General features: G+C 58.8%; 21 protein-coding genes. 16 read left to right on the top strand and 5 right to left on the bottom strand.

The genetic code is table 11. The features are described 5' to 3' along the window. The 14 genes from rsmH (at position 1) to lpxC (ending at position 17,723) form a co-directional block, all read left to right on the top strand. Positions 1 to 1,068, top strand: coding sequence for a 16S rRNA (cytosine(1402)-N(4))-methyltransferase RsmH (gene rsmH, locus VRY85_RS14380; RefSeq protein ID WP_414599295.1), 1,068 nt, complete (start codon positions 1 to 3; stop codon positions 1,066 to 1,068). Next, entirely contained in the window at positions 1,068 to 1,355 is a 288-nt protein-coding gene (gene ftsL / locus VRY85_RS14385) for a cell division protein FtsL (protein ID WP_414599296.1), read from the top strand. The genes rsmH and ftsL overlap by 1 nt, the downstream gene beginning before the upstream one ends. Next, entirely contained in the window at positions 1,352 to 3,088 is a 1,737-nt protein-coding gene (locus tag VRY85_RS14390; RefSeq protein WP_414599297.1) for a peptidoglycan D,D-transpeptidase FtsI family protein, read from the top strand. Before ftsL ends, VRY85_RS14390 begins: the two co-directional genes overlap by 4 nt. Further along, positions 3,085 to 5,871 carry a bifunctional UDP-N-acetylmuramoyl-L-alanyl-D-glutamate--2,6-diaminopimelate ligase MurE/UDP-N-acetylmuramoyl-tripeptide--D-alanyl-D-alanine ligase MurF gene (gene murF, locus VRY85_RS14395; RefSeq protein ID WP_414599298.1) on the top strand — a complete coding sequence of 929 codons (2,787 nt, stop codon included), beginning with the start codon at positions 3,085 to 3,087 and terminating at the stop codon, positions 5,869 to 5,871. Before VRY85_RS14390 ends, murF begins: the two co-directional genes overlap by 4 nt. Continuing rightward, the gene (mraY, locus tag VRY85_RS14400; RefSeq protein ID WP_414599299.1) at positions 5,861 to 7,033 is read left to right on the top strand and encodes a phospho-N-acetylmuramoyl-pentapeptide-transferase; all 1,173 of its coding nucleotides are present in this window, start codon (positions 5,861 to 5,863) and stop codon (positions 7,031 to 7,033) included. Before murF ends, mraY begins: the two co-directional genes overlap by 11 nt. Next, complete coding sequence (gene murD / locus VRY85_RS14405) at positions 7,030 to 8,553, top strand: UDP-N-acetylmuramoyl-L-alanine--D-glutamate ligase (protein WP_414599300.1); 1,524 nt, start codon at positions 7,030 to 7,032, stop codon at positions 8,551 to 8,553. The genes mraY and murD overlap by 4 nt, the downstream gene beginning before the upstream one ends. Further along, complete coding sequence (gene ftsW, locus VRY85_RS14410) at positions 8,550 to 9,746, top strand: putative lipid II flippase FtsW (RefSeq protein WP_414599301.1); 1,197 nt, start codon at positions 8,550 to 8,552, stop codon at positions 9,744 to 9,746. The genes murD and ftsW overlap by 4 nt, the downstream gene beginning before the upstream one ends. After that, entirely contained in the window at positions 9,743 to 10,816 is a 1,074-nt protein-coding gene (gene murG / locus VRY85_RS14415) for an undecaprenyldiphospho-muramoylpentapeptide beta-N-acetylglucosaminyltransferase (protein ID WP_414599302.1), read from the top strand. Before ftsW ends, murG begins: the two co-directional genes overlap by 4 nt. Then, positions 10,813 to 12,219 carry a UDP-N-acetylmuramate--L-alanine ligase gene (murC, locus tag VRY85_RS14420; RefSeq protein WP_414599303.1) on the top strand — a complete coding sequence of 469 codons (1,407 nt, stop codon included), beginning with the start codon at positions 10,813 to 10,815 and terminating at the stop codon, positions 12,217 to 12,219. The genes murG and murC overlap by 4 nt, the downstream gene beginning before the upstream one ends. Beyond that, positions 12,216 to 13,160: a D-alanine--D-alanine ligase gene (locus VRY85_RS14425; protein WP_414599304.1), complete on the top strand. Its 945-nt coding sequence runs from the start codon at positions 12,216 to 12,218 to the stop codon at positions 13,158 to 13,160. Before murC ends, VRY85_RS14425 begins: the two co-directional genes overlap by 4 nt. 9 nt (positions 13,161 to 13,169) lie before the next feature. Beyond that, positions 13,170 to 13,964, top strand: coding sequence for a cell division protein FtsQ/DivIB (locus tag VRY85_RS14430; RefSeq protein ID WP_414599305.1), 795 nt, complete (start codon positions 13,170 to 13,172; stop codon positions 13,962 to 13,964). A 6-nt stretch (positions 13,965 to 13,970) separates the two neighbouring features. Continuing rightward, positions 13,971 to 15,197: a cell division protein FtsA gene (ftsA, locus tag VRY85_RS14435; RefSeq protein WP_414599306.1), complete on the top strand. Its 1,227-nt coding sequence runs from the start codon at positions 13,971 to 13,973 to the stop codon at positions 15,195 to 15,197. Between the two features lie 156 nt (positions 15,198 to 15,353). After that, the gene (gene ftsZ, locus VRY85_RS14440) at positions 15,354 to 16,511 is read left to right on the top strand and encodes a cell division protein FtsZ (RefSeq protein ID WP_414599307.1); all 1,158 of its coding nucleotides are present in this window, start codon (positions 15,354 to 15,356) and stop codon (positions 16,509 to 16,511) included. A gap of 288 nt (positions 16,512 to 16,799) precedes the next feature. Further along, positions 16,800 to 17,723 carry a UDP-3-O-acyl-N-acetylglucosamine deacetylase gene (gene lpxC / locus VRY85_RS14445; protein ID WP_414599308.1) on the top strand — a complete coding sequence of 308 codons (924 nt, stop codon included), beginning with the start codon at positions 16,800 to 16,802 and terminating at the stop codon, positions 17,721 to 17,723. A 43-nt stretch (positions 17,724 to 17,766) separates the two neighbouring features. On the opposite strand, the gene VRY85_RS14450 is transcribed toward lpxC, so the two are convergent. Continuing rightward, positions 17,767 to 18,147, bottom strand: a complete 381-nt coding sequence (locus VRY85_RS14450) for a DciA family protein (protein WP_414599309.1) — start codon at positions 18,145 to 18,147, stop codon at positions 17,767 to 17,769. Positions 18,148 to 18,281: 134 nt separating this feature from the next. Here VRY85_RS14450 and VRY85_RS14455 point away from each other — a divergent pair, with 134 nt between their 5' ends. Further along, positions 18,282 to 19,220 carry a M23 family metallopeptidase gene (locus tag VRY85_RS14455; protein ID WP_414599310.1) on the top strand — a complete coding sequence of 313 codons (939 nt, stop codon included), beginning with the start codon at positions 18,282 to 18,284 and terminating at the stop codon, positions 19,218 to 19,220. Between the two features lie 112 nt (positions 19,221 to 19,332). Further along, positions 19,333 to 22,065, top strand: a complete 2,733-nt coding sequence (gene secA, locus VRY85_RS14460; protein ID WP_414599311.1) for a preprotein translocase subunit SecA — start codon at positions 19,333 to 19,335, stop codon at positions 22,063 to 22,065. Between the two features lie 92 nt (positions 22,066 to 22,157). Here secA and mgtE read toward each other — a convergent pair whose 3' ends face one another. The 4 genes from mgtE to VRY85_RS14480 form a co-directional block, all read right to left on the bottom strand. Then, the gene (gene mgtE, locus VRY85_RS14465; RefSeq protein ID WP_414599312.1) at positions 22,158 to 23,633 is read right to left on the bottom strand and encodes a magnesium transporter; all 1,476 of its coding nucleotides are present in this window, start codon (positions 23,631 to 23,633) and stop codon (positions 22,158 to 22,160) included. Between the two features lie 15 nt (positions 23,634 to 23,648). After that, positions 23,649 to 23,987: an acyl-CoA thioesterase gene (locus VRY85_RS14470; RefSeq protein WP_414599316.1), complete on the bottom strand. Its 339-nt coding sequence runs from the start codon at positions 23,985 to 23,987 to the stop codon at positions 23,649 to 23,651. 177 nt (positions 23,988 to 24,164) lie between these two features. Further along, entirely contained in the window at positions 24,165 to 25,388 is a 1,224-nt protein-coding gene (locus tag VRY85_RS14475; RefSeq protein ID WP_414599313.1) for a M20 aminoacylase family protein, read from the bottom strand. A 17-nt stretch (positions 25,389 to 25,405) separates the two neighbouring features. After that, positions 25,406 to 26,263 carry an inositol monophosphatase family protein gene (locus VRY85_RS14480; RefSeq protein WP_414599314.1) on the bottom strand — a complete coding sequence of 286 codons (858 nt, stop codon included), beginning with the start codon at positions 26,261 to 26,263 and terminating at the stop codon, positions 25,406 to 25,408. Between the last annotated feature and the right edge of the window lie 204 nt (positions 26,264 to 26,467).

Below are 26,467 nucleotides of genomic sequence, written 5' to 3' on the forward strand. Positions count from 1 at the left end.
ATGGAATTCGTGCACCGTACCGTGCTGTTGGAGCCCGCAGTAGACGCCTTGCTGAACGCATCGTTCGGCAAGCGTCGGGCGGCTGCCGCGACGCCGGATAGTGCACCGCCGCTGGGCGGCGTTTTTGTTGATGGCACATTTGGCCGGGGCGGCCACAGCCGTTTCCTGCTGCAACGGCTCGCCCCCGAGGCGACGTTGGTGGTATTCGACAAAGACCCACAAGCCATTGAGGCTGCCAACGCTTTGAGTAACGAAGATGCCCGCGTGCGGGTCGTGCATGGCGGTTTTGGCGATATGCCGCAACATCTTGAAGCATTGGGCATCGAGCGCGTGAATGGCGTGCTCCTCGACTTGGGTGTGTCTTCCCCTCAGATAGACGACGCGCAACGGGGCTTTTCCTTTATGAGGGAAGGTCCGCTCGATATGCGTATGGATACGAGCAGCGGTATTACCGCTGCGCAATGGCTGGCGCAAGCTGGTCTTGAAGAAATTAAGGAGGTTTTAGCGACTTATGGCGAAGAACGGTTTGCTTTCCAGATTGCAAAGGCGATTGTTGCTGGCCGCGAATCCCGGCCGCTACTCACCACGCTCCAACTCGCCGAGCTCGTCGCCGGCGCCGTCCGCACTCGCGAGAAAGGTCAACATCCGGCCACACGGAGCTTTCAAGCTATACGGATTCACATCAACCAGGAACTCCAGGAGCTCGCTCGCGCCCTCGCGGCAACTCTAAAGGTACTTGCGCCCGGCGGCCGTCTGGCTATCATCAGCTTCCATTCCTTGGAAGACCGCATGGTGAAGCAATGTATTGCTGCGGCGGCCCGTCCTGGTAGTGAAATGGCGCGTTTACCAATACCGGAAGACCAGATGCCGCCCCCGGTGTTGCGGTCGTTGGGCAAGGTGGTGCCCACGGCGGCAGAAACCGCTGAAAACGTCAGGGCGCGTTCTGCTGTGATGCGAGTGGCTGAACGCACCTCTGCGCCCCTGCCAGCCGACCAGGGCGCTTCTTTCGTGAAAGCAATGCGGTTGGTGCCCATGGGCGGCCGCACTACTCGCGGAGGGCGGCGCTGATGGGGCGTTTATGCATCGTGTTGGCCGTCATACTCATGGTTTCCGCCATTTCCCTGGTGACCGCGCGGCACCAGTCGCGGCAACTGTTTGTGGCTGTCGAGCAGCTTGAAGATCGTAGCCGCGAGCTCGATATCGAGTGGCGTCGCTTGCAGCTTGAGCGCGCTGAGCTGGCCCGCAACGCCCGTATTGACCACATCGCCCGCAGCGATTTGGGTATGGTCACGGCGACGCCCGATCGCAGCATTTATCTTGATCACCCCGTGACACAGCAAGGAGGGCGGCCATGAAGCGCATTCCCTTCTTCAATAGCCCGGTGCTTGATCGTCAGATGCCGATGTGGCGGGCCAAGCTGGTTTTCCTGCTATTGATGCTGGGATTCGTCGCTCTGTTTGCCAAGGCGCTTTATGTGCAGGGCATGGACGATGAATTCCTGCAGGCGCAAGGTGAGCGCCGCTATGAGCGCACTCTGGTGCTGCCTGCCACGCGCGGAAAGATCTTTGACCGCAGCGGCTCTGTGGTGCTGGCTGCCAGTGTGCCTGCACGCGCGATTTGGGCAATTCCTGAAGATACACGTGCCGCGAGCGAGGCGCAGTTGGCAGAACTGGCCAAACTGCTGGATATGAATGCCTCTGACATTCAGGCCAGGGTGGCGGATACCAAACGGACGTTTGTCTACATAAAACGGCAGGTTTCACCGGAGATCGCCGACCAGGTTCGCAAGCTCAACGTGCCCGGTTTTCACCAGTTGGGTGAGATGCGGCGTTTTTATCCGGAAAACAGCCTGATGGCTCACGTGCTTGGGTTCACCAGCATTGAAGACGAAGGCCTCGAAGGCGTGGAGCTGGCTTTCAACGAAGCCTTGTCGGGGCAGGCAGGTTCACGCAGGGTGATCAAGGATCGCCTGGGCCGGGTGATCGAAGACGTGCAGGCGGTTGTCCCGCCCGTAAACGGCAAGGATCTGCATATTTCCATTGATGCGGGTCTACAGTACGACACCTATACGGCACTCAAGCAGGCCATGGAAGAGAACAAGGCGAGTGCCGCCGCGGGTGTGGTGCTGGATGTGCAGACCGGGGAAGTGCTGGCACTAGTGAACTTGCCTTCTTACGACCCCAATGACCGTAGCGGGCGCAAGGGCCCGGCGCTGCGCAACCGGGTCATGGTAGATACTTTCGAGCCGGGTTCGACCATGAAACCGTTCACGGTGGCGCTGGCGCTGGAAAGCCGGAAAGTCACCATGAATACGATGTTCGATACGGGCAATGGCCGCTATCGCTTCCATGGCGAGACGATTTCTGATGTCAGTCGCAATGGTCAGGTGAACGTGGCAGATATCGTGCGCCGTTCCAGCAATATTGGCATGGCCATGATTTCCGAGCGTTTGACTGCGCAGGATATGTGGACAACATTCAGTGAGCTGGGGTTCGGGCGTGCGCCGGAAGCGAATTTCCCCGGTGTCGCTGCGGGTCGGCTGCGCCCCTGGGAGCGTTGGCGGCCTATTGAACAAGCCACCATGTCCTATGGTTATGGTCTTTCAGTGTCGTTATTGCAGCTGGCGCAGGCTTACTCTGTGTTCGCCCGCGATGGCGACATGGTGTCGTTGTCGCTGCTCAAGCGCGAGGGGGCGGCCACTAGCAAGCAGATTTTCAGTGCGCAGGTGGCCCGGCAAGTGCGTGGGATTCTTGAAGCAGCAGCGGGCCCCGATGGCGCCAAGCTGGCCCAAGTGCAGGGTTATCGTGTGGCGGGCAAAAGCGGCACAGCCCGCAAAATTGTTAACGGAAAATACAGTAAGACGGACTACCGCAGCTCCTTTGTAGGCTTCGCCCCGGTGTCGAATCCGCGCATCGTAGTGGCTGTGAGCATCGACGAGCCGCGAGCGGGAGCGTATTACGGGGGAAGGGTGGCAGCACCTGTGTTTGCGAATATAGTGGAAAGCAGCTTGCGGCGCCTTGGTGTGCAGCCCGATGCTCCCATTGATTCCATGGTAGCGATCGCACCCAATAAAGAGGTGGCGCAATGAAGGCCCAGGATATTATTAAATGGCTGCAAAGCCATGTTCAGAAACAGGCGCAGCTGCGTCTGGACTCAAGGCGTATTACACCTGGAGATGTGTTCTTCGCATGTCCGGGCTTTGCCGGCGATGGCCGGCAGCACGTTGAAGCCGCCATCGCCGCGGGCGCCGCCGCGTTAGTCGTACAGGCGCCGGCGCCCGACGGCCTGAAACAGAACTCTGATGCTGTGCCGGTATTGGAAGTCGAAGGCCTGGTTTCTCTCATGGGTGAGACGGCCCACCTCTGGTATGGCTGCCCTTCGGACGCCTTGTCGGTCGTGGCAGTGACAGGCACCAATGGCAAAACCACTACCGTACAGTGGATTGCCGCCGCTTTGAATGCCGACGGTGTTCCGTGCGGGACCATTGGCACGTTGGGCGCCACTTTGCCCGATGGCCGCAATCTGGGTGGCGAGCTTACCACCCCCGATGTGTTGTCTATGCATGGCCATCTGGCGGCAATGCGCGCAGCCGGTGCAGAAGTGGTGGCGATAGAGGCTTCATCTATTGGGGTGGCCCAGGGGCGGCTCGATGCTGTGCACATCAAGATTGCGGCTTTCACCAATCTGACGCACGACCATCTGGATTATCACGGTACGCTAGGTGCTTATCGGGATGCGAAGTTTGCTCTGTTTGACTGGCCGGGTCTGGAGACTTCTATTGTTAACGCTGACGATGGCGCGGGTGTTGACTTGCTGTCACGTCTTGCGGGCCGTCGCTGTTTGTCCTATTCGATTGAGTCGGAGTCCTCAGCGGACATCCGGGCGCTGGATATTCATGCCGGTACATACGGCCTGATCTTCAATATTTCTCGTGATGAAGGCAGCGTACAGGTTCTGACTCGCCTGATCGGCCTGCACAATGTGTCCAACCTGCTTCTGGTGGCGGGTGTTTTGCAGGAACTTGGCTGGTCGTTGTCGCGCACGGCACGGATCATGTCGGAATTGCGCCCGGTCGAAGGCCGCTTACAGATCGTTGAGGCAGAGGCGGGCACCGCCAACGGCCCCATGGTGGTGGTGGATTACGCCCATACTCCTGATGCCTTGGAACGTGCGCTTGTCTCATTGCGTAGCGTGGCCGAGGTCCGCGGTGGGCGCATTGTTTGCGTATTCGGCTGCGGTGGCAGTCGTGATCCCGGCAAGCGAAGCCTTATGGGGGGCGTGGCAGAGCGTCTGGCAGATCGGGTCATTGTTACCAACGATAACCCCAGGGATGAAGAGCCTGAGGCAATCGCGGCAGCCATTCTGTCGGGTATGAAGCACGAGCCTCTCGTTGAGCTGGATCGAGCCGCAGCGATTCTGACCGCAGTGTGGTGCACGCAGCCTACGGATATCGTCTTGTTGGCGGGCAAAGGTCACGAGACCTACCAGGAAGTGCGTGGCGTGCGCAGCCCCTTTGATGACCGTGAGTGGGCGCGTTTCGCCCTGACATGGCGTGCTTACCCCAAGCTGACTTCCGACAGTCGCACCGTTGCACCGGGGCAGATTTTCCTGGCGCTCAGTGGCGAGCGGTTCGATGGGCATGATTACGTTGAGCGGGCCGCTGGCCGCGGAGCGATTGCGGCGATTGTGGCTCATTCCGTGCCCGGCGCGGGGGTTCCTCAGTTTGTTCTGGGTGATACCCGGCAAGCGCTGATTCGCATTGCCTCCACTTGGCGCCGTTTGTTTGACCTGCCGCTGATTGCGGTTACAGGGAGCAACGGCAAGACCACCACCAAAGAGATGATTGCCGCCATTCTGAAGGCATGGCTGGGCGAAGGCTCCATGGTGGCTACCCAGGGGAACCTGAATAACGACATAGGCGTGCCGCTCAGTGTGTTACGCCTGTCACGCGCACATCGTGCTGCGGTTTTTGAGCTGGGTATGAATCATCCCGGTGAAATTGCGCTGTTAGCCGATATCGCGCATCCGACTATCGCTCTGGTCAACAATGCCCAGCGCGAGCATCAGGAATTTATGCATACCGTCGATGCCGTAGCCGAGGAAAATGGCACGGTATTAAAGGGCTTGGGCAGTGAAGGCGTGGCCGTCTACCCAGGCGACGATACTTACACCGACCTGTGGCGCGACATGGCGGGCGATGCCCGCAGCCTCTGCTTTGGGTTTGAATCGCATTTTCAGATTTATGCTGACGAAATACACGCAGAGCCCACTCGCACGGTTTTCCGCTTGCACACGCCTCTGGGGGCCGTGTCCGTGACCTTGAATATGGCGGGTGTACACAACCTGCGCAATGCGCTCGCGGCGGCGGCTTGTTCGGTTGCCGCCGGGGCGCCTCTGGAAGCGATTGCTCGCGGTCTTGAGGCATTTAACCCTGTGGCAGGACGGATGCAATTGCATACACTGCCCGATGGCCATCAGCTCATTGATGACAGTTACAATGCCAACCCTGATTCCGTGCGGGCGGCCATCGATGTGCTGGCCGATCTGCCCGGGCGCCGTACCCTAGTGCTTGGCACGATGGGTGAAATTGGCGCAAACAGCCCAGCCATGCATGCCGAAGTTGGCGCCTACGCTCTGGAGCGCGGCATCGACATGCTTTTCACGTTTGGCAATGACGCCGCCCATGCTGCTCGCGCGTTTGGGGACGGCGCCTTGTCGTTTGAAGACATTCCTAGTTTGGTCGCCGCTTTGGCCGATCAACCGCCTGGGCATGTCCTCGTAAAAGGATCGCGCAGTACTCGAATGGAAAGAGTCATAGAGGAAATTATCCCGGCCCAGAACGGACAGACGGGAGGGAATCATGCTGCTTGAGCTGGCACGTTGGCTCTCAGATGAGCATATCAGAGCCTTCGGGGTGTTTGAATACATCACCCTGCGGGCAGTGCTGGCTTGTGCCACCGCTTTGCTGATAGGCCTGTTGGCCGGGCCCTGGGTGATACGCCGCCTGACCGAGCTGAAAATTGGCCAGGCGGTTCGCTCCTACGGCCCCGAAAGCCACTTACAGAAAACCGGCACACCCACCATGGGTGGCGCCCTGATTCTGATCAGTATCGGCGTGGCGACCTTGTTATGGGCAGACTGGACCAACCGTTTCGTATGGGTGGTGCTGCTGGTGACGTTTGGCTTTGGTTGGATAGGGTGGGCCGACGATTACAAGAAAGTGGTCAACCGTGACCCGGAAGGTATGTCTTCACGGCGCAAGTTCTTCTATCAGGCGATTATTGGCTTGATAGCGTCTGTTTACCTGACTTTTGCGGTAGCTGCTCCCGACAGCGCCGAATTGTGGCCGCTGTTCCGTGATTGGGTGCTGAGTGGCTTCACTTTGCCGCTGCCGACCCGTGCCGATCTTATCGTTCCGTTTTTCAAATCAGTCAGCTATCCGTTGGGCGTATTCGGTTTCGCAGCGCTGACTTGGTTGGTGATCGTGGGCTCCAGCAATGCAGTAAACCTGACAGACGGCCTGGATGGTTTGGCCATTATGCCGACAGTCATGGTGGGTAGCGCACTGGGGATTTTTGCTTACGTCGTGGGCCGGGTGGACTATTCCAAATACCTGCTGTTCCCCTACATTCCCGGCGCGGGCGAGCTGATGGTGCTGTGTGCTGCCATTGGTGGAGCTGGCCTGGCGTTTCTGTGGTTTAACGCTTACCCGGCGCAGGTCTTCATGGGAGACGTGGGAGCGCTGGCATTGGGCGGTGCACTGGGCACCATTGCTGTGATTGTCCGCCAGGAAATCGTGCTCTTCATCATGGGCGGGGTGTTCGTAGTGGAAACCCTGTCGGTGATGTTGCAAGTCGCTTGGTTTAAGTACACCAAGAAAAGATATGGAGAAGGGCGGCGGATCTTTAAGATGGCGCCGCTGCATCACCACTTTGAAGTCACGGGCTGGAAAGAAACCCAGGTCGTGGTGCGTTTTTGGATCATCACCATGATGTTGGTGCTGGTCGGTCTGGCGTCTCTGAAAATACGATGAACAGCGTGGCCTTTCCCTCTCTGCAGCAAGCCGGCCTGACCCTGGTTTTAGGGTTGGGCGAGACGGGCTTGGCCGCTGCACGCTGGTGCCTGAGGCATGATGTTGCCCTGCGTATTGCTGACACGCGCGTTGCGCCGTCGGGGCTGGATGAACTGCTTGAGCAGGCGGCTGTTCGGCCCGATACCCGCCTGGGAGATGAGGCGCTGACAGCCCCGACCTTGCAAGGGGTGACGCGGGTGGTGCTCAGCCCGGGCCTGTGTCCGTTTGACGAACCCTTGGCGGCATTTTTGGCACAAGCGCGTGCACAGGGGGCGGAAGTCATCGGCGAGATCCAGCTTTTTGCTCTTGCTTTGGAAGACCTCGCCCAGCAGGGCTATCAGCCAAAGTTGCTGGCAGTGACAGGCACCAATGGTAAAACGACGGTCACAGCTCTGGCCCGACGCTTGGCCGAAGCTAGCGGGCTTCAAGCAGTTGCAGCAGGCAATATTAGCCCGCCCGCCCTGACCGCCCTGATGGACGCACTCGACAACGATGCTTTGCCCGATCTCTGGGTGCTTGAGCTTTCGAGCTTCCAGCTGGAAAGCACGCATCGTCTCAAGTGCGACGCCGCAGTGGTGCTCAACCTTAGTCAGGATCATCTTGACTGGCATGGTTCCATGCAAGCCTATGCCGCCGCTAAAGCACGTTTGCTCGCCAATGCACAGGTGCGCGTTGTGAATCGCGACGATGCGCTCGTGATGGCAATGGTTGAAGGCCTGCAACTTTCGGATGTGCGCAGTTTCGGGCGCGGGCAGCCCGAGTACGAGGGTGATTTTGGCCTGGAAGAAAGCCATGGCATTGAATGGCTGTCCGTCGTGCCGCAAACTGAAGCCGAGCCCCTGTCTGCTGCGGCCCGGCGCAAACTTAAGGAAGCACCGCAGCGCCCAACCGGGGTTGCCCAGCGTTTGATGCCGACCGAAGCCTTGCGTCTGCGGGGCCGCCACAATGCTCTAAATGCTCAGGCCGCTCTGGCTTTGCTGCAAGCAGCAGGCTGCAGCCTCGCGCCTATGCTTCACGCTTTACGCGATTACGGCGGTGAGCCGCATCGCTGTGAGTTCCTGCGCAGCGTGTCGGGGGTGGACTTTGTCAATGACAGCAAGGGCACTAATGTGGGTGCCACAGTGGCCGCGCTGGAGGGTATGGGGCGGCCAGTTGTGCTGATTGCCGGAGGCCTTGGGAAAGGCCAGGATTTCAGCCCCCTGGCGCAAACCATCAAGCGCCATGCTAAGGCTGTAGTGTTGATCGGGCAGGATGCTCCGCTGATTCGTTCCGCGTTGGGCGAAGCGTTCACCGCTGTGAGCGAGGCTTCCAGCATGGAGGAAGCCGTAGCGGCGGCAATGGATCAGGCTGCTAGCGGTGACGTCGTGCTGCTATCACCTGCCTGCGCCAGCATGGACATGTTTCAGAACTATATGCAGCGAGGCCGGAGCTTTGCCGAGGCGGTTGACGAGCTGGCCATGGATAGGGGGGAGGTCGCATGAGCCTGTTCTCTGGTCTTGGCGGTTCTGGAGCAGGGGCTGTGCGGCAAGGCCGCACCAGCATGCCGCTTGTGGATAGCGCGCTCATTGTGGTGTGCGCGACCTTGGTGCTGTTCGGCCTGTTGATGGTGTATTCCGCTTCGATCGCTCTGGCGGATGGCCCACGTTACGCAAATTATGGGCAGTACTATTTTGTTGCCCGCCATGGGATATTCATTCTTCTGGGCACAGTGGCAGCGCTAATTGCTTTTACCGTACCCATGCATGTTTGGGAGCGCTTTGCCGTACCGCTCTTCCTGCTGTGCCTGCTGCTGCTGATGATTGTGCTGATTCCCGGCGTTGGTCGGGAGGTCAATGGTGCGCGACGCTGGCTGCCGCTGGGCATTGTCAATTTCCAGCCATCCGAACTGATGAAGGTAGCAGTGGTGCTGTTTGCCGCCGACTATACCGTGCGCAAGCAGCAGCATATGCATAACTTCCTGCGCGGTTTCCTGCCCATGAGCTGCGCACTGGCCGTGGTCGGTATGTTATTGCTGCTGGAGCCCGACCTAGGCGCCTTCATGGTGATTGTTGCGATTGCAATCGGCGTGCTGTTTATTGGCGGCATCAATGGCAAGCTTTTCAGCGTGTTGCTCACCAGTTTGCTGGCCTGCTTTCTTTTGTTGATATGGCTTTCGCCCTGGCGGCGCGAGCGGCTGTTCGTGTACTTGGACCCGTGGAATCCTGAAAATGCTTATGGCAGCGCCTATCAACTTTCGCATTCGCTGATCGCCCTGGGGCGTGGCGAATGGTTTGGCGTAGGGTTGGGAGCTAGCGTAGAAAAACTGCATTACCTGCCCGAAGCCCACACGGACTTCATCGTCGCAGTCATTGGTGAAGAACTGGGGTTTGTTGGTGTGGCAGGCCTGATCATCGCGTTTGCCTTTGTGGTGTGGCGGGGTTTTGAAATTGGCCGCCAGGCCATTGCCATGGATCGCACATTCAGCGGCTTGGTAGCCCAGGGCGTGGCACTGTGGTTTGGCGTGCAGACCTTTATCAATATTGGGGTGTGCATCGGGCTGCTGCCCACCAAGGGGCTGACACTGCCGCTGGTGAGTTATGGCGGCACGGGTATTGTTATGAATATCGTCGCCGTGGCTTTACTCGCCCGTGTGGATTACGAAAATCGCAACATGATGAGGGGGAAGCGCACATGACGACGCGAACTCTGGTCATCATGGCAGGCGGAACGGGTGGGCACATCATGCCAGGGCTGGCCGTGGCGCATGAAATGAAAGCGCGAGGCTGGCGGGTGCTGTGGTTGGGCAACCCAGACCGTATGGAAGGCAAGCTGGTGCCCGAGCAGGGTATCGAGATGCTGCCGTTAGAGTTCTCCGGCTTGCGTGGCAAAGGTTTGATTACCTTGTTGAAGTTGCCGTTCACGCTCGCCAAGGCGTGCCTGCAGGCGCGCCGGGCCTTGGCCCAAGCACAAGCGGATGTTGTCCTGGGCATGGGCGGTTATGTTGCGTTCCCGGGCGGGCTGATGGCGCGGTTGGCGGGCATTCCGCTGGTCGTGCATGAACAAAATGCGGTGGCGGGTACGGCCAACCGTTGGCTTGCGCGCATTGCACGCAAGGTGCTGGCTGGTTTTCCGGGCGCCTTGCAGGGTGCCGTCATGGTGGGAAATCCGGTACGGGAATCCTTCCGGAATCTGGCGCCGGCGACTGACCGTTACGCACAGCGGCAGGGGCCGCTGCGCCTGCTGGTTGTTGGGGGCAGCCTGGGAGCATCTATTCTGAATGAAGTTGTGCCGGAAGCCTTGGCGCTACTGGAGCCGGCCGAGCGCCCGGAAGTCATACATCAGTCCGGCGCCCAGCATATTCAACAGTTAGAAGAGCGGTACCGTAACAACGGGGTCCAAGCCCAATGTGTGGCCTTTATTGAAGACATGGCGGCCACTATGGCGGAGACGGATGTTGTGGTCTGCCGCGCTGGTGCCATGACGGTAGCCGAAGTCGCTGCGGCCGGTGTGGCGGCATTGTTCATTCCTCTGCCTCACGCGATTGATGATCATCAGACCGCCAATGCGCGCTATCTGGCTGATTGCCAGGGTGCTTGGCTACAGCCGCAAAGTGGGTTTTCAGCACAATGGCTGGCGACCTGGCTGCGCGGGCAAGATAGGGCTGCCCTTTGTGAAGTGGCGCGCCATGCGCAAGAGCACGCCTGCCTGTCGGCGACGCAGAGCATCGCCGACGTATGTGAGCAAGCGGCAAGGAGGGCGGCATGAAGCACCGCATTCAAAGCATTCATTTTGTAGGGATTGGCGGTTCGGGCATGAGCGGCATTGCGGAAGTGCTGCTTAACCTGGGTTACGCCATCAGTGGTTCTGATATTCAAGCCTCCGCAGTCACCCGGCGTCTGCAGAAACTCGGAGCGCGGGTATTCATTGGCCACAGTGCTGACAATGTGAAAGGCGTGGGTGCCATCGTAGTTTCTACTGCGGTGACTGCCGACAACCCCGAAGTTCTGGCGGCTCGTGCGGCGCGTATTCCAGTTGTGCCGCGTGCATTGATGCTGGCAGAACTCATGCGGCTGAAGCGTGGCATTGCCGTAGCTGGGACGCATGGCAAGACCACGACTACCAGTCTGGTAGCCAGCGTTCTGGCCGCCGGCGAACTTGACCCCACCTTTGTAATTGGCGGGCGTCTGAATTCCGCCGGCGCCAATGCCCGCTTGGGCCAGGGCGATTTCATCGTGGTCGAAGCCGATGAATCCGACGCTTCTTTTCTGAACCTGCTGCCGGTTATGGCCATCATCACCAATATTGATGTGGACCATATGGACACCTACGGCCACGATCTGGCGCGTTTGAAGAGTGCCTTTGTCGAGTTCACGCAACGCCTGCCTTTCTATGGTTCGGCGATTCTGTGTGCGGACGATGCCAACGTCAGGGAAATCATGCCTTTTGTGTCCCGCCCGGTAACAACCTATGGGATCGATACAGAAGCCCAGGTCATGGCGCGGAATTTGCGCCCCGAAGGCACATTCATGCGGTTCGATGTCGAACGCCATGGCGCTACCGGCGCTTTGCCGCCGCTTTCCATAAAGCTGAATCTGCCTGGCCGTCACAATGTGCTTAACGCCTTGGCGGCGATTGCCGTGGCGACAGAGCTGGGCGTGCCAGATGAAAAAATTGCTGCCGCGCTGGAAACCTTTACGGGGGTTGGGCGCCGCTTCAGCATGGTGGGAGACTTCCCCGTGCAAGAGCGTAATGGCGGCGGCAGCTTTACTGTCGTGGACGATTATGGTCACCACCCCAACGAAATGGCCGCCACGCTGGAAGCTGCGCGCGGCGCCTGGCCCGATCGGCGCATTGTGCTGGCATTCCAGCCGCACCGCTATACGCGCACCCGCGATTGCTTTGAGGACTTCGTGAAAGTGATTGGCGGTGCAGATGCCGTGCTCCTGACCGAGGTATATGCCGCTGGCGAGCAGCCGCTGGTTGCCGCAGACGGGCGGGCATTGGCCAGAGCACTGCGCGTGGCCGGGCGAGTTGAACCGGTTTTTGTTGAGGATGTGGCTGACTTGCCGCAGGCCATATACGACTTCGTGCGTGATGGCGATGTGGTGCTGGTCATGGGCGCGGGTTCCGTGAGCAAGGTGCCGGGCCAGTTGGGAGAAATGCAATGAACACGAATTTTGGTCGCGTCGGCGTGTTGTACGGCGGGCAGTCTGCTGAACGGGAAGTTTCTCTGATGTCCGGGGAAGGTGTTTGCGAAGCGTTACGCAGCCAGGGCGTGGATGCGCATTTGTTCGATACCGGACGCCAGTCGCTGGCGGATCTGGCCGATGCGGGTTTTGACCGTGTGTTCATTGCTCTGCATGGCCGGTATGGAGAGGACGGCACTATTCAAGGCGCGCTTGAGCTGCTGCAAATCCCCTACACAGGCAGCGGGCCCATGGCGTCGAGCTTGTCCATGGACAAAATCATGACCAAGCGCGTGTGGCTGCAACACGGGCTGCCCACACCTGCGTTTGTGGTGCTGACCAGTGAAGAAGATCTTCCCAAGGCCGCCCCGCTGGGTTGGCCCCTGATGCTCAAGCCACCCCACGAAGGCTCCACCCTGGGTATTACCAAGGTGCAGAAAGCAGCCGACCTGAAAGACGCTTACGAGGAGGCTGCCCGTTTTGATGACCAGGTGTTGGCCGAGCAGTTTGTGAATGGCCGCGAGCTGACTGTGCCGCTGTTGGGCAAGGGGGCCGACGCCTACGCGCTGCCAGTGGTCGAAATCATCGCGCCGGGTGGCAACTACGATTACGAGCACAAATACATTTCGAACGCGACACAGTATGTCTGCCCCGCTGAGCTGGATGGAGCGCTCACCGAGCATATTCAGCGCTTGGCAGAAAAAGCCTATCGCACCTTGGGTTGCGAAGGGTGGGGGCGCGCCGATTTCATGTTGGACGCTGATAACCAGCCCTGGTTGCTCGAGATGAATACATCACCGGGCATGACCAGCCATTCCTTGGTGCCGATGGGCGCCAAGGCGGCCGGTATGAGTTATGCCGAATTGTGTCTGGCCATTCTTTCTACTGCGTCGTGCAAAGTGCGCGGCCCGGTTAAGGCTTAGGGGGACGACGTGTTTCAGGACGCCCGGCTCATCAACTTCATTGCGAACTCACTGGCTGTGCTGGCGGTGTGCGCTTTGTTGCTGGGCGCGGTCGTCTGGGTGGCACAGCGCCCGTATTTTGCGATTTCGTCATTACGGCTGCAACCGGCAGAGGCAGAAACCGACTTGCGCTTTGTGACGGCTTCCAGTCTCAGTGAGACCATTAAAGACAAGTTGCGTGGCAATTTCTTTTTCATCGACCTGGATGAAACACGTCGCCTGATTGAAACCACGCCTTGGGTGCGTCACGCTCGAGTGCAGCGTGTCTGGCCTGATAGCTTGACGATCTATATCGAAGAACATCAGCCCCTGGCATTGTGGAATGAAAATGAAATGATCAACACCTGGGGTGAGTCCTTTCTGGCCTATGCGGAAGAGCTGCCGGACGATATCGTGCTGCCCCATCTTAAAGGGCCCGAGGATTCTGAGCGGCTGGTGGTGCAGCGTTATGCAGAAGTGGCCCGCTGGTTCGCCCCTTTGCACTTGCGGGTCAATGAGCTAGAGCTCAGCCCGCGCTATGCCTGGGAGGCCACGTTGTCCGACGGCATGCGCTTGACCCTGGGGCGCGACCCGGCGGCAGATATCGCCGACCCGCATGGCCGTTCCGGCGCCGTGCCGTTTGCGGCCCGCATTGAACGTTTTGTTGAAGCATGGCCAAAGCTGGCGCAAAGCATTAATGGCCGTGAGATCGCCCACGCTGATTTACGTTATCCGAATGGTTTCGCCATTACTCTGGCGCCCGTTACCCCAACACCGAACAAGTAAAACATTATGACCCGTGACATCAAGGACCTGATCGTTGCACTCGACATAGGCACCAGCAAGGTGGTGGCGGTGGTGGCCGAGATCCTGCCGGAAGGCCGCTTCGAGGTTCTGGGCCTGGGCCAACACGAGTCGCGCGGCATGCGCAAAGGCGTGGTGGTCAATATCGAATCGACAGTGAATTCGATTCAGCGTGCGCTTGAAGAAGCCGAGCTGATGGCTGATTGCAAGATCCGCGAAGTGTATACAGGCATTGCCGGCAGCCACATCAGCAGCTTCAACTCCAGCGGCATGGTGGCCGTGAAGGACAAAGAAGTGACCGCCACCGACGTCGCCCGTGTCATTGAAACCGCGCGGGCGGTGAATATTCCCACCGATCAGCAGGTGCTGCATGTGCTGACCCAGGAATTCATTGTGGACTCCCAGGAAGATATCCGTGAGCCCATTGGCATGAGCGGCCTGCGACTGGAAGTGCGCGTCCATATTGTGACGGGTGCCGTCAGCGCGGCGCAGAACATTGTGAAGTGCGTACGCCGTTGTGGCTTGGAAGTGCAGGATCTCACGCTCCAGCCTCTGGCTTCCAGCATGGCTTGTCTGACTTCCGACGAGAAAGAATTGGGTGTGGTATTGGTGGATATCGGTGGCGGTACTACCGATGTGGCCATTTACACCAACGGGGCGATCCGTCATACGGCTGTTGTGCCTATTGCCGGCGACCAGATCACCAGCGATATCGCGGCCATGTTGCGCACGCCAACGCCGGACGCCGAAGAAATCAAGCTGCGCTACGGTGTGGCCAAGCAGGTTCTGGTCAACCCGGATGAACAGATCGAAGTGCCGGGCTTGGGCGACCGCCCCAACCGTCAGGTCAAGCGCCAGGCGCTGGGAGCTGTAATCGAGCCGCGCGTCGAGGAGCTGTTTGGTTTTGTACAACAGGTCGTGCGGGAATCCGGCTACGAGGATTTGCTGGCTTCCGGCGTGGTGCTGACAGGCGGCACAGCACTGCTGCCGGGCATTGTTGAGCTGGCCGAAGATGTATTTCTGAAACCGGTGCGCATCGGTATTCCTGCCTATGAGGGCAGCTTGGCCGATGTGATGCACAATCCGAGATTTTCTACCGTGATGGGCTTGTTGCAAGAAGCCCGCATTCAGCGCGCGCGTGGTCGCAAGGTTGCGCAGCAGAAGGGCAGCTTTGCCACTTTGCTGGCGCGCATGAAGGAGTGGTTCATGAATTAGGGCCGTTGGCCTTATGGGCAAGCCTGTGCGCTTGTCCGTGGACGTGTTTCAAATCAGGTGCGAGCCCCGCTGGCATTTGGTTTGAAATCCATCCACACAGTAGTACTGGGGAACTGAACTTTTGACATACATGGATAGATGTGAAGGAGTCCAATCATGATGAATTTTGAAATGCTCGATACCAGTGCCAGCGGCACGGTGATCAAAGTGGTCGGCGTAGGTGGCGCGGGCGGCAACGCAGTGGGCCACATGATTCAAAGCGGTGTGCAGGGAGTGGAGTTCATTTGCTGCAACACGGATGCGCAGGCGTTGGCAGCATCTGAAGCGCAAGTTCAGATCCGCCTGGGTCGCACGGGTTTGGGCGCTGGCGCCAAGCCTGAGCAAGGTCGTGCCGCGGCCGAAACCGCTCGTGAGGAAATCCGCGCTGCGCTTAATGGCGCACATATGGTTTTCATTACGGCTGGCATGGGCGGCGGTACCGGTACAGGTGCCAGCCCGGTCGTGGCTGAAGTTGCCAAAGAGCTGGGCATCCTGACCGTGGGCGTGGTGACCAAGCCATTCTCGTTTGAAGGCAGCAAGCGTATGAAAATGGCGGAAGAAGGCATTGCGGAACTGTCTCGCCATGTGCATTCGCTGATCGTTGTTCTGAACGAGAACCTCTACGACCTGCTCGATGAGGATGCTACTCAGGAAGATTGCTTCAAATCTGCTGATGATGTGCTGCACAACGCTTGCGCGGGCATCGCCGAAATCATCAATGTCGAAGGTAACGTTAACGTTGACTTTGAAGACGTGAAAACCATTATGGGCGAGCAGGGTCAGGCCATGATGGGTACAGCGGTGGCTGCCGGTGCCGACCGCGCTCGCGTGGCGGCGGAACAAGCCATTGCTTGCCCGCTGCTGGAAGGCGTGGATCTGCACGGCGCCCGCGGTATGTTGGTAAACATCACCTCCAGCCGTTCGCTGAAAATGCGCGAGACCCGCGAAATCATGGAAACCATCCGTGGCTACGCGGCTGAAGATGCAACCGTTATCTTCGGTAACGCCTACGATGAGTCGATGGGTGAGAACCTGCGTGTCACCGTGGTAGCAACCGGTCTGGGCCGTGAAAACGCCCGCCCGCAACTGGTACACAACAGCGCTGAAGTGCTGCGCACAGGAACGGACGACAGCCCTGTCGAACACCAGGATCTCGACGTGCCGTCGGTTTTCCGCAACCCCCGCAGCCAGGCTTCGGCCCAGGTGCGTGCGCTGGAAACCGCAGGCATGGATCACTACGATATTCCGGCGTTCTTGCGTAAGCAGGCTGACTAAGAACCGAACCTTATCCGGTTTTAAGTTCTTCCTTCACATGCCCGGCGGCTGCTAAAGTGGCTGCCGGGTGCTCCAAGGTGCACTTCCTTTCCCCGGGAGGTGTGCCTTGGCCGGGCGTGCTTAACCGCAGTATGTAACGTGCTCGTGTGAAATCGTGTCGATTCATGTCGTGTCGGGCGTCGTCCTATCACTGGCCCTGCTTTGCAGTCCATTGAAACAGATCAAATTTCGTGGTAAACCCGCGCAGCGGTTACAATAGATATTGAAATAATCACAACGGCCTTACTCATGCTACGTCAACGCACCATTCAGAAAACGATATCCACCAAAGGCGTCGGTCTTCATTCCGGCCGCCGTGTTGAGCTTACGCTCCGGCCCGCTGCGCCTGATACCGGTATCGTGTTTCATCGCGTTGACCTGCCCGAGGTCGTAAGCCTTCCCGCAAAGGCTGATCAAGTCGGCAATACTCGCTTGGCTTCTGTGCTGCAGCAGGGCGATGTTCGTGTCTCTACCGTCGAACACCTGATGTCGGCATTGGCCGGGCTGGGTATCGATAATCTGCATGTCGATCTCACGGCTGAAGAAGTGCCCATCATGGATGGCAGCGCTGGCACGTTCGTGTACTTGTTGCGTAGTGCAGGCCTGCAAGAGCAGGCGGCTCCCAAGAAATTCCTGCGCGTGCTCAAGACAGTCGAAGTACGTGAAGGCGAAGGCAAGGACGCCAAGTGGGCGCGCCTCGAACCTTACGACGGTTTTGCACTGTCGTTTTCTATCGACTTCAAACATCCCGCCATCGACTCCACCGCCAATTTCGCCAAGGTCGATTTCGGCAAGGATTCCTACGTCAAGACGATTGCTCGCGCACGTACTTTCGGTTTCGCCAGCGAAGTCGAGGCGTTGCGCTCCATCGGTTTGGCACGCGGCGGCAGCCTCGATAACGCCATCGTAATGGACGAATATCGGGTGCTTAATTCCGACGGCCTGCGGTTCGACGATGAATTCGTCAAGCACAAAATTCTCGATGCCATTGGCGACCTTTACCTTATTGGCCACCCGCTGGTTGCGCATTATGTGGCCTGCAAATCGGGCCATGGTCTCAACAACCAATTGGCGCGCGCCTTGCTAGCTCAGCAGGATGCCTGGGAATTCGTGACGTACGAGTCTCCCGAAACCGCTCCCAAGGCCTTCGACTACGAATGGAAAGTGGCCTGATTCTCCTCAGGCTGCGAACGCTGAGCTATCAGCCCTATCTCAATCAGCGCCCATGGTGTGTCAGCAAACGGCTGATCGCATCTGCCAGCGGGCCGGGTTCAACTTTTTGCTGTAGTTCCTGAAAGCTGTCCAGGGCAGTACGCCCCAAGGGCTGTACTTCCCGGGGTGGACTTTTGTGTGTCTGGGCCAGCAGCCCCGCTTGAACGCGGATATCGATCTGGCTAAGGTTCCAGCCGTGGTGGGTGAGCTTGCGCAACAGTGTGGGTGTGAGCTGCCGCAAACGGGTAGCGTACGCTGCGGCGGGAACTGCCAGTGTCAGGCATTGTCTGTCTATGTTGGCGACACGGCAGCTGTGAGCCAGAACGGGCGGCAGCGCCTTACGAATAATGTCTTCGGCCTGCATAAGCATCTGTGCAGTCGCCATGATGCTGGCACCCGTTTCATCGAGAGCAAGCCAGTTGAGCGCCGATGCCGCAGGGCGGTTTCGTGGGCTCGAGCGTTGTGAGCGCGCTTTTGCGGCGCGCGACTTATAAGCATTCAAACCGGAAAATACCAGACATGAGTAGCAATACATCTCATTCTACTGCCAAAGCCCTGAAGCTGGGCCTGATCTGCATCGCGAGCGGGGTGGCCATGGCCGTGTCGGCGGTGGCAGGCGCGTGGATGCAATCGCAATTTGACGGCGGCCAACAAGCCAGTGCTGTGCGAGGCGGTGTGATCACGGAACAGTCTCTGCAACAAGCCGATTACATACGTGAAAATGTGGGCGTACTGGCTGCAAAGCTGGGTGACATGCAGGCCAGGTTGATCGCCATTGAAGGGCTGGGGCGGCGTTTGGCGGGTGCGGCCGGCGTCTCGTATATCGAGCCTGAAATCCAAGCAGGGCTGGAGCAGTCCATCATCGATATGGAGGCCGCCAGTGAGCAAGCTTCATGGCAGCAAGATTGGTCGGCTGAATCGCTGGGGCGCGAACTCGACCTTCTGGAGCGCAGGCTGGCTGCGGGTGGCGAACGGCTGGGTATGCTGGATACGGTACTCACACAACGCGCCGGCATGAAGGAAAGCCTGCCGGCGCTGAACCCTGTCAATCAGCCTTATGTGTCTTCTTCTTTTGGTTGGCGGCGTCACCCTGTAACAGGGCGTCATGCCATGCACGAAGGGCTGGACTTCGCTGCACCGAGGGGGACGCCTATTCTGGCGGCTTCGGGCGGGGTGGTCACCGAGGCACGGTATGTTCCCGGTTACGGAAAAATGGTGGAAATCAACCATGGTAATGGCGTGGTGACACGCTACGCCCACGCGTCATCCATATCGGTCAAGCTTGGAGAGCTCGTCACCAAGGGGCAGCAGATTGCCAGGGTGGGCTCTACGGGCCGCAGCACTGGCAACCATTTGCACTATGAGGTGCGGGTGGCAGGTTACCCTCTGGACCCTACGCTATTTCTTGAGAACGACTGGGCGGACACCGCTGAGCTAACCGAGCTTGCCGCTCGTTAGGCCGGAATGGGGCGGCTGCGTTAAACTGTATCGTTTTCTGCGGTTTTCACCGCTAATCCCATCACAATAAATCTGCAAGGCAGCAGCCTTGCGGGCAAACGACGGCACAAGAATGGTATCCCTGTTAAAAACGCTTTTCGGAAGTCGTAACGATCGCATACTGAAGCAGTATCGTCGTCAGGTTTCGCAAATCAACGCGCTGGAACCCCAACTTGAGCAATTGAGCGATGAACAGCTCCAGGCCAAGACGGCTGAGTTCCGCCAGCAACTGGAACAGGGCAAGACGCTTGATAGCTTGCTGCCCGAGGCGTTCGCCGTAGTGCGCGAGGCCAGCAAACGAGTGTTCGGCATGCGACACTTCGATGTGCAGATGTTAGGCGGCATCGCTTTGCACAATGGCAAGATCGCTGAAATGCGTACGGGCGAAGGCAAGACGCTTACCGCTACATTGCCTGTGTACCTGAATGCGCTGCCCGGCAAGGGCGTACACGTTGTGACGGTCAACGATTACCTGGCACGGCGTGATGCTGAATGGATGGGCAAACTCTACAATTTCCTCGGCCTGTCCGTAGGTATTGTGGTGCCGCAACAAGATAATGCCGAAAAAATCGCCGCTTATCAGGCAGATATCACCTACGGTACCAACAACGAATTCGGCTTTGATTACCTGCGCGACAACATGGAGTATCGCGCTGAAGACCGCCGCCAGCGTGGCCTGGCTTTCGCCATTGTCGACGAGGTCGACTCCATTCTGATCGACGAGGCGCGTACGCCTTTGATCATTTCCGGGCAGGCGGAAGACAACACCGAGCTTTACAAGCGCATGAATGAAATTGCGCCGCTGCTGCAGCGCATGGCAAGCGAGCCCAAGCCTCAAGAGCCTGAACCGGAAGGTGACTTCTGGGTCGACGAAAAAGGCCAGCAGGTACATATTTCAGAAGCCGGACACATCAAGGCAGAAGAACTCCTTGCCAAACACGGCCTGCTTGCTGAAGGCGATTCTCTATACGAACCGCGCAATATCACGCTGGTGCACCACCTGATGGTGGCCTTGCGCGCACACAATCTGTTCTTCCGCGACCAGCAGTATGTGGTGCAGAACGGCGAAGTCGTCATTGTTGACGAGTTCACCGGTCGCCTGATGGCGGGGCGCCGCTGGTCTGATGGCCTGCACCAGGCCGTCGAGGCCAAGGAAGGGGTGCAGATTCAGCACGAAAACCAAACGCTGGCTTCCATTACTTTCCAGAATTACTTCCGCATGTACGAGAAGCTGGCGGGTATGACGGGTACAGCAGATACCGAAGCCTACGAGTTCCAGCAGATTTACAACCTGGAAACCGTGCTGGTGCCGACCAACCGGCCCATGGTGCGCGTCGACCAGAACGATCAGGTCTACAAGACGGACAACGAAAAATTCAACGCGATTCTGGAAGATATCCGCGATTGCCATGCGCGTGGGCAGCCCGTGCTGGTCGGTACCACCAGTATCGAGAACTCCGAGCGCATATCGGCTTTGTTGAAGCAGCACAAATTGCCTCATGAAGTTCTGAATGCCAAGCAGCACGCGCGCGAGGCGGAAATCGTCGCCGAAGCGGGTAAGCCCGGACACATCACGATCGCTACCAATATGGCGGGCCGGGGTACCGATATTGTGTTGGGCGGCAGTGTCGAGAAAATGATCGACATCGTGCGCAATGACGACTCCATTCCTGAAGAAGAGAAAGCGGGCCGCATTGAGCGCATACGCGCCGAATGGGCACCGGCCAACGAGGCAGTGAAAAAGGCCGGTGGGCTGCGCATTATCGGCACCGAACGCCATGAGTCGCGCCGCATTGATAATCAGCTGCGTGGCCGGGCCGGCCGGCAAGGCGACCCAGGCTCTTCGCGCTTCTACCTGTCGCTTGAAGACCCCCTGATGCGCATTTTCGCAGGCGACCGCGTGCGAGCCATCATGGAGCGGCTGCGTCTGCCGGAAGGCGAGCCCATCGAGGCGCGTATGGTGTCACGCTCGATTGAGTCGGCGCAACGCAAGGTTGAGGCACGCAACTTCGACATCCGCAAGCAGTTGCTTGAGTACGACGACGTTTCGAACGACCAGCGCAAAGTGCTCTACGCTCAGCGTAATGAAGTACTGGAATCCACCGATGTCGGTGAGACGATAGTCGGGCTGATCCGTGCGACGATTGTTGAGCAGTTCCGCAACTATATTCCTGAAAATTCCGTCGAGGAGCAGTGGGACGTCGCTGGTTTGCAGGCGGCACTGGAAGCAGACTGGGCAATCCCCATGTCTCTGACCGAAACCCTTGAGCAGGAGCCCGACCTTACTGATGACGACCTGCTTGAGCGGGTAATGGCCGAGGCCAAACGCCTGTACGACGCCAAGGTGGAACAAGTCAGTCGTGAAGCCTGGGCGCCGTTTGAGCGTTCGGTGTTTCTGCAGGCTATTGACACCAACTGGCGCAATCACCTGCAGGCACTGGATCACCTGCGCCAAGGCATACACTTGCGTGGCTATGCGCAGCGTGACCCGAAGCAAGAATACAAGCGCGAGGCCTTTGTGCTGTTCTCAGACATGCTGGATCGGGTGCGCAATGATGTCGTGCGGGTGCTGATGACGGTACGCGTGCAGACGCCTGAGCAGGTTGAGCAGCCCAAGGAACAGGAGCCGCCCATCAATGTGCGCTATCACCATTCCGACTACGATGCCGCACTCAGTGGCGAGGATCCCGGTCTGGATGAAACAGCAGCAGCTCCGGGCGGTGAGGTGCCGCGGGTGGGGCGTAATGAGCCATGCCCATGCGGCAGTGGCAAGAAGTATAAGCACTGCCATGGGAAGCTGGCTTAGGCTGGTGTTGGGTTGATCCTGGTATTGTTTTGAAGCGGCTCCATTGGAGCCGCTTTCTTTTTGTGCCCTGGCCCGGCGTCTCAGAGCGAGGGCTAGAGCAGGAAGAGGGTGGCCAGGCTCAGGAAGATGAAGAAGCCCAGAGAATCGGTGGCGAAGGTGAGCAGGACGGAGGAGCCGACGGCCGGGTCTTTGCCGAAGCGCACGCGTAGCATGGGAATTAGCACGCCCAGTATGGCGCCGACCAGCATATTGCCGATGATGGCGGCCATCATCACTAAGGCGACGGGCAGTGAACCCGAGAAAATCCAGGCGAAGATGGCGGCCACCAAGCTGCCACAGGCGCCTACCAGGAAGGTGACCTGGATTTCGCGGCGCACCAACTGCCAGACACTGGCGCCGGTTACACGGCCGACGGCCATCGCGCGGATGACCATGGTCATGGTCTGGTTGCCGGAGTTGCCGCCGATGCCGGCGACGATGGACATCAGGAATGCCAGAATGACGATTTCACTGACGGTGTGCTCAAAGCGCGAAGCGACCAGCGATGCGGTGGCTGCGGTCATGAGATTGATCATCAACCAGGGCGTCCGGTTGCGGATTGCGGCTTTTACGGGCGCGAAGATGTCTTCTTCCTGCAGACCGGCGCGGGACAGTTCCTGTTCCTGGGAATCTTCCTGGATCACGTCAACGACTTCGTCAATGGTCACCCGGCCGATGAGGCGGCCAAGGTCGTCAGTGACGGGTGCGGAAACCAAGTCGTAGCGCTCAAAGGCCCCGGCGGCATCGGCGTCGGAATCTAATGGATTGAGGCTGAGGTATTCCGTCTGCATGGTTTCCGACACCAGGGATTCCGGCTCCTTGACCAGTAACACACTGACTGGCAGCGTACCGCGTAGCCTGTCGCTACGGTCAACGATGAAGATTTGGTCGGTGTGGTCGGGAAGCTCTTGCAGCCGGCGCAGATAGCGCAACACAACTTCCAGGGTGACGTCCTCGCGCACGCGCACCATTTCGAAATCCATAATGGCGCCCACCGTGCCTTCCGGGTAGCCCATGGCTTCAAGTAGCTGGGCACGCTCGCGGTCGGTCAAACCTTTCTGGACTTCGGCCACAACATCGGGAGGGAGGTCGGGGGCGAGATCGGCGATCTCATCGGCATCCATGAGCTCGGTAGCGGCCACGAGCTCTTCATGGTCCATGGATTCGATCAGCGATTCCCTGGCCCAATCTTCGACTTCAAGCAGCACGTCGGCGTCGTGCTCGGTGCTGACCAGTTGCCAGACCACCTGCCGTTCCTGTACCGGCAGGGATTCCAGAATGAAGGCGATGTCAGACGGGTGGAGATCGTTGATAATGGCTCGGATCTCGTTCTCGTGCTGCCGGTGCAACAGGCCTTCCAGCAGGTTGGAGCGGTCGTCTTCTTCGTACTGTCTGCGAGCGAGTGCTTCTACGACCTCTTGGCGTTTGAGGATGCTCTGCAGCTCCTGCAAGGCCTGCTGGGCGTCTTCCGGGTCCAGACGGCGCGGAATGGTGACCGGCTGAGAGAGATCTTGTTTCTGATCCACCATGAAACTTTCCGAATGTCAGCAGGGGGGCAGCGGACGGCTGCGGCGATTTTCGTCAGTGGCTACGTAAGTCAGTGTGGCTTCAGTGACTTTGACCACTTCAGTTTCCAGGCGATTGCGCTCGGCATAGACCTCGACCAGCACGGTGATGGAGGTGCGCCCCACTTTGACGATTTCAGCGTAGAAGCTGAGTAAATCGCCAACGAACACAGGTTGCTTGAACAAGAAGGCGTTGACCGCAATGGTTGCGATACGCCCTCCTGCACGGCGAGCAGCAGCAACAGAACCGGCAAGGTCAACCTGCGCCATAATCCACCCGCCAAAGACGTCGCCGTGGAGGTTGGCATCTTTGGGCATGGGGATGACGCGCAGTACAGGCTGCCTGTCTTTTGGGGGAAGGAGACTGTTTTCTGTGCTCACGTAGCGGCTCCGCGTTGTGTGGCGCCCAGGTTTGCCACGGGCTTGCCGCACGTTTGCCGTGGCTGCTGGCGGGTGGCCATGCAGCGGGGGCCGGCAAGCGGCGGCTTCAGCATTTTACCGGTTTGCGGGGTTTGTGCTGTGTGAGGGGTCGGCCAGCCATTGCCGGGCCAGTTCGACCCAGTAAGTGCCGCCAAGTGGGATGAGCTCGTCGTTGAAGTCGTATGAACCGTTGTGCAGCGTGCAAGGCCCCATGCCATGGCCCGCTGAGCGATGTGCGCCGTCCCCATTGCCTATCCACACGTAGCAGCCCGGTTTGTGCTGCAGCATGAAAGCAAAGTCTTCGGCGCCCATGGAAGGCGTGATATTGCGTTGCACCCGCTGCGCGCCGACGATTCCCTCCATGACCTTAGCGCAGAACTCGGCTTCGGCTGCGGTGTTGATGGTGGGTGGGTATTTGCGTTGGAAGTCGAGCGTAGCCTTGCAATCAAGGGCAGCAGCGGTTTGCTCACATACCGCTTGCATGCGCGCTTCGATGAGATCAAGCGTGGCGTCGGAAAATGTGCGCACTGTGCCGCGAATAACGGCATCGGTGGGGATGACGTTGTCCGCAGAGCCTGCATGCACTTGGGTAACGCTGAGCACAGCCGGGTCGAGCGGGTCGCAGTTGCGGGAAATAATGGTCTGCAGACTTTGCACGATCTGCACTGCAGCAATGACAGGGTCGGCGCCAAGATTGGGCATGGCACCATGGGCGCCCCGGCCTTCTACGAGTATGCTGAAGGTGTTGCTGGAAGCCATGATGGGGCCGGCTTTTACGCCGAAACTGCCGGCTTCCATGCCGGGCCAGTTGTGCAGGCCGAATACGGCGTCCATGGGAAAGCGCTCGAACAGGCCGTCCTCTATCATGGCTTGGGCGCCGCCATGGCCTTCCTCGGCGGGCTGAAAAATGACATGGACTGTGCCTTCGAAGTCACGGCTGTGCGCCAGATGCTTGGCCGCAGCCAGCAGCATGGCTGTGTGACCATCGTGCCCGCACGCATGCATTTTGCCTTCATGGCGGCTGGCATGTTCAAACGTGTTGAGTTCCTGCATGGGCAGTGCGTCCATATCGGCGCGCAAGCCAATGGCGCGGCCGTTGTTTGTGCGGCCTTCTATCGACCCCACTACGCCTGTCACTCCCAACTCGCGAACCACCGGAATGCCCCATGATTCGAGCAGCTTGGCCACCAGCTCTGCGGTGCGGACTTCTTCATAGGCGAGTTCCGGGTGCTGGTGGATGTCGCGGCGGATACGGGCGATTTCATCTTTCCAGCCGACGATGGATTCAACCAGATTCATGGTGGGCCGCTCCTGTTTTAAGCGTTTTGGCGAGGTTTCATGTGGGGCTGGATCATGGCGTCCAGCGCGGCGGCCGTGTGCGCATTGCCCGCATACAGGTAACCGCCTATCGGCCAGGGGGCGGAGTGGAAGATATCCTCGCAGACACCGCCCGCTTCACGCACGAGCACGGTGCCTGCAGCGACGTCCCACGGAGCCAGCCCCATTTCCCAGTAGGCATCGTAGCGACCGCAGGCCACCCACGCAAGATCCAGCGCCGCAGCACCTTGGCGACGGATGCCGCGAGTGTGCTTGATCGCGTGGTGCAAGGTGGGCATGTATTCGTCGGCGAAGGAAAAATCGCGGAATGGGAAGCCCGTGGCAACGACGGAGTCTTCCAGTTTTTCAGCACGTGAGCACTGGATGCGGCGGCCATTGAGCCAGACGCCCACACCGTGCAAAGCAGTGAAGAGCTCTTCACGGTTAGGGTCATACACCACGCCGATAACAGGGGTGTCGTGTTCCAGAGGTTCGTGGCCGCTGATTTTGGCGCCTGCATGCGCAATCAGGCCGATGGATACTGCATAGTGGGGAATGCCATGCAAGAAGTTGGTTGTGCCATCGAGAGGGTCGATATACCAAGTGGCGATGTCAGATGGCTTACCGCCGCTTTCCTCTGCCACGATGCCTAATTGCGGGGTGCGTTCTAGCAGAATGTCGATAATGGCATGTTCGGCCTCGCGGTCAGCCTGGGAAACCAGGTCGTTACGCATTTTGGAGTCAATAACCAATTCGGTTCGGTTGTTGGCGTATGACTGTAGAATGGCCGCCGCCGCGTGGGCCGCGGTAACCGCTGCATCAAGGCATTCACTTAAGGGAAGGCGTAAGGACTGCATGATATGTTCCTGGTTCATCGCACACTCTCAAAAGGATCTCTTGCATTGTACGTGAGCCATATGACCGATATTGTCCATTCTCATCACGCGCCTATGCTTAGATCCCGTCGTTCAGTTCAAGGGCAAGCGCAGCAGGTTTCTCATACGGCACCGCTGGTGTCCCTATGTCGGGGCGACATGGCAATGGCCATGCCCGACGGAGTC

It is taken from the genome of Achromobacter sp. F4_2707, assembly GCF_047501535.1.
Lineage (GTDB): Bacteria > Pseudomonadota > Gammaproteobacteria > Burkholderiales > Burkholderiaceae_B > Yanghanlia.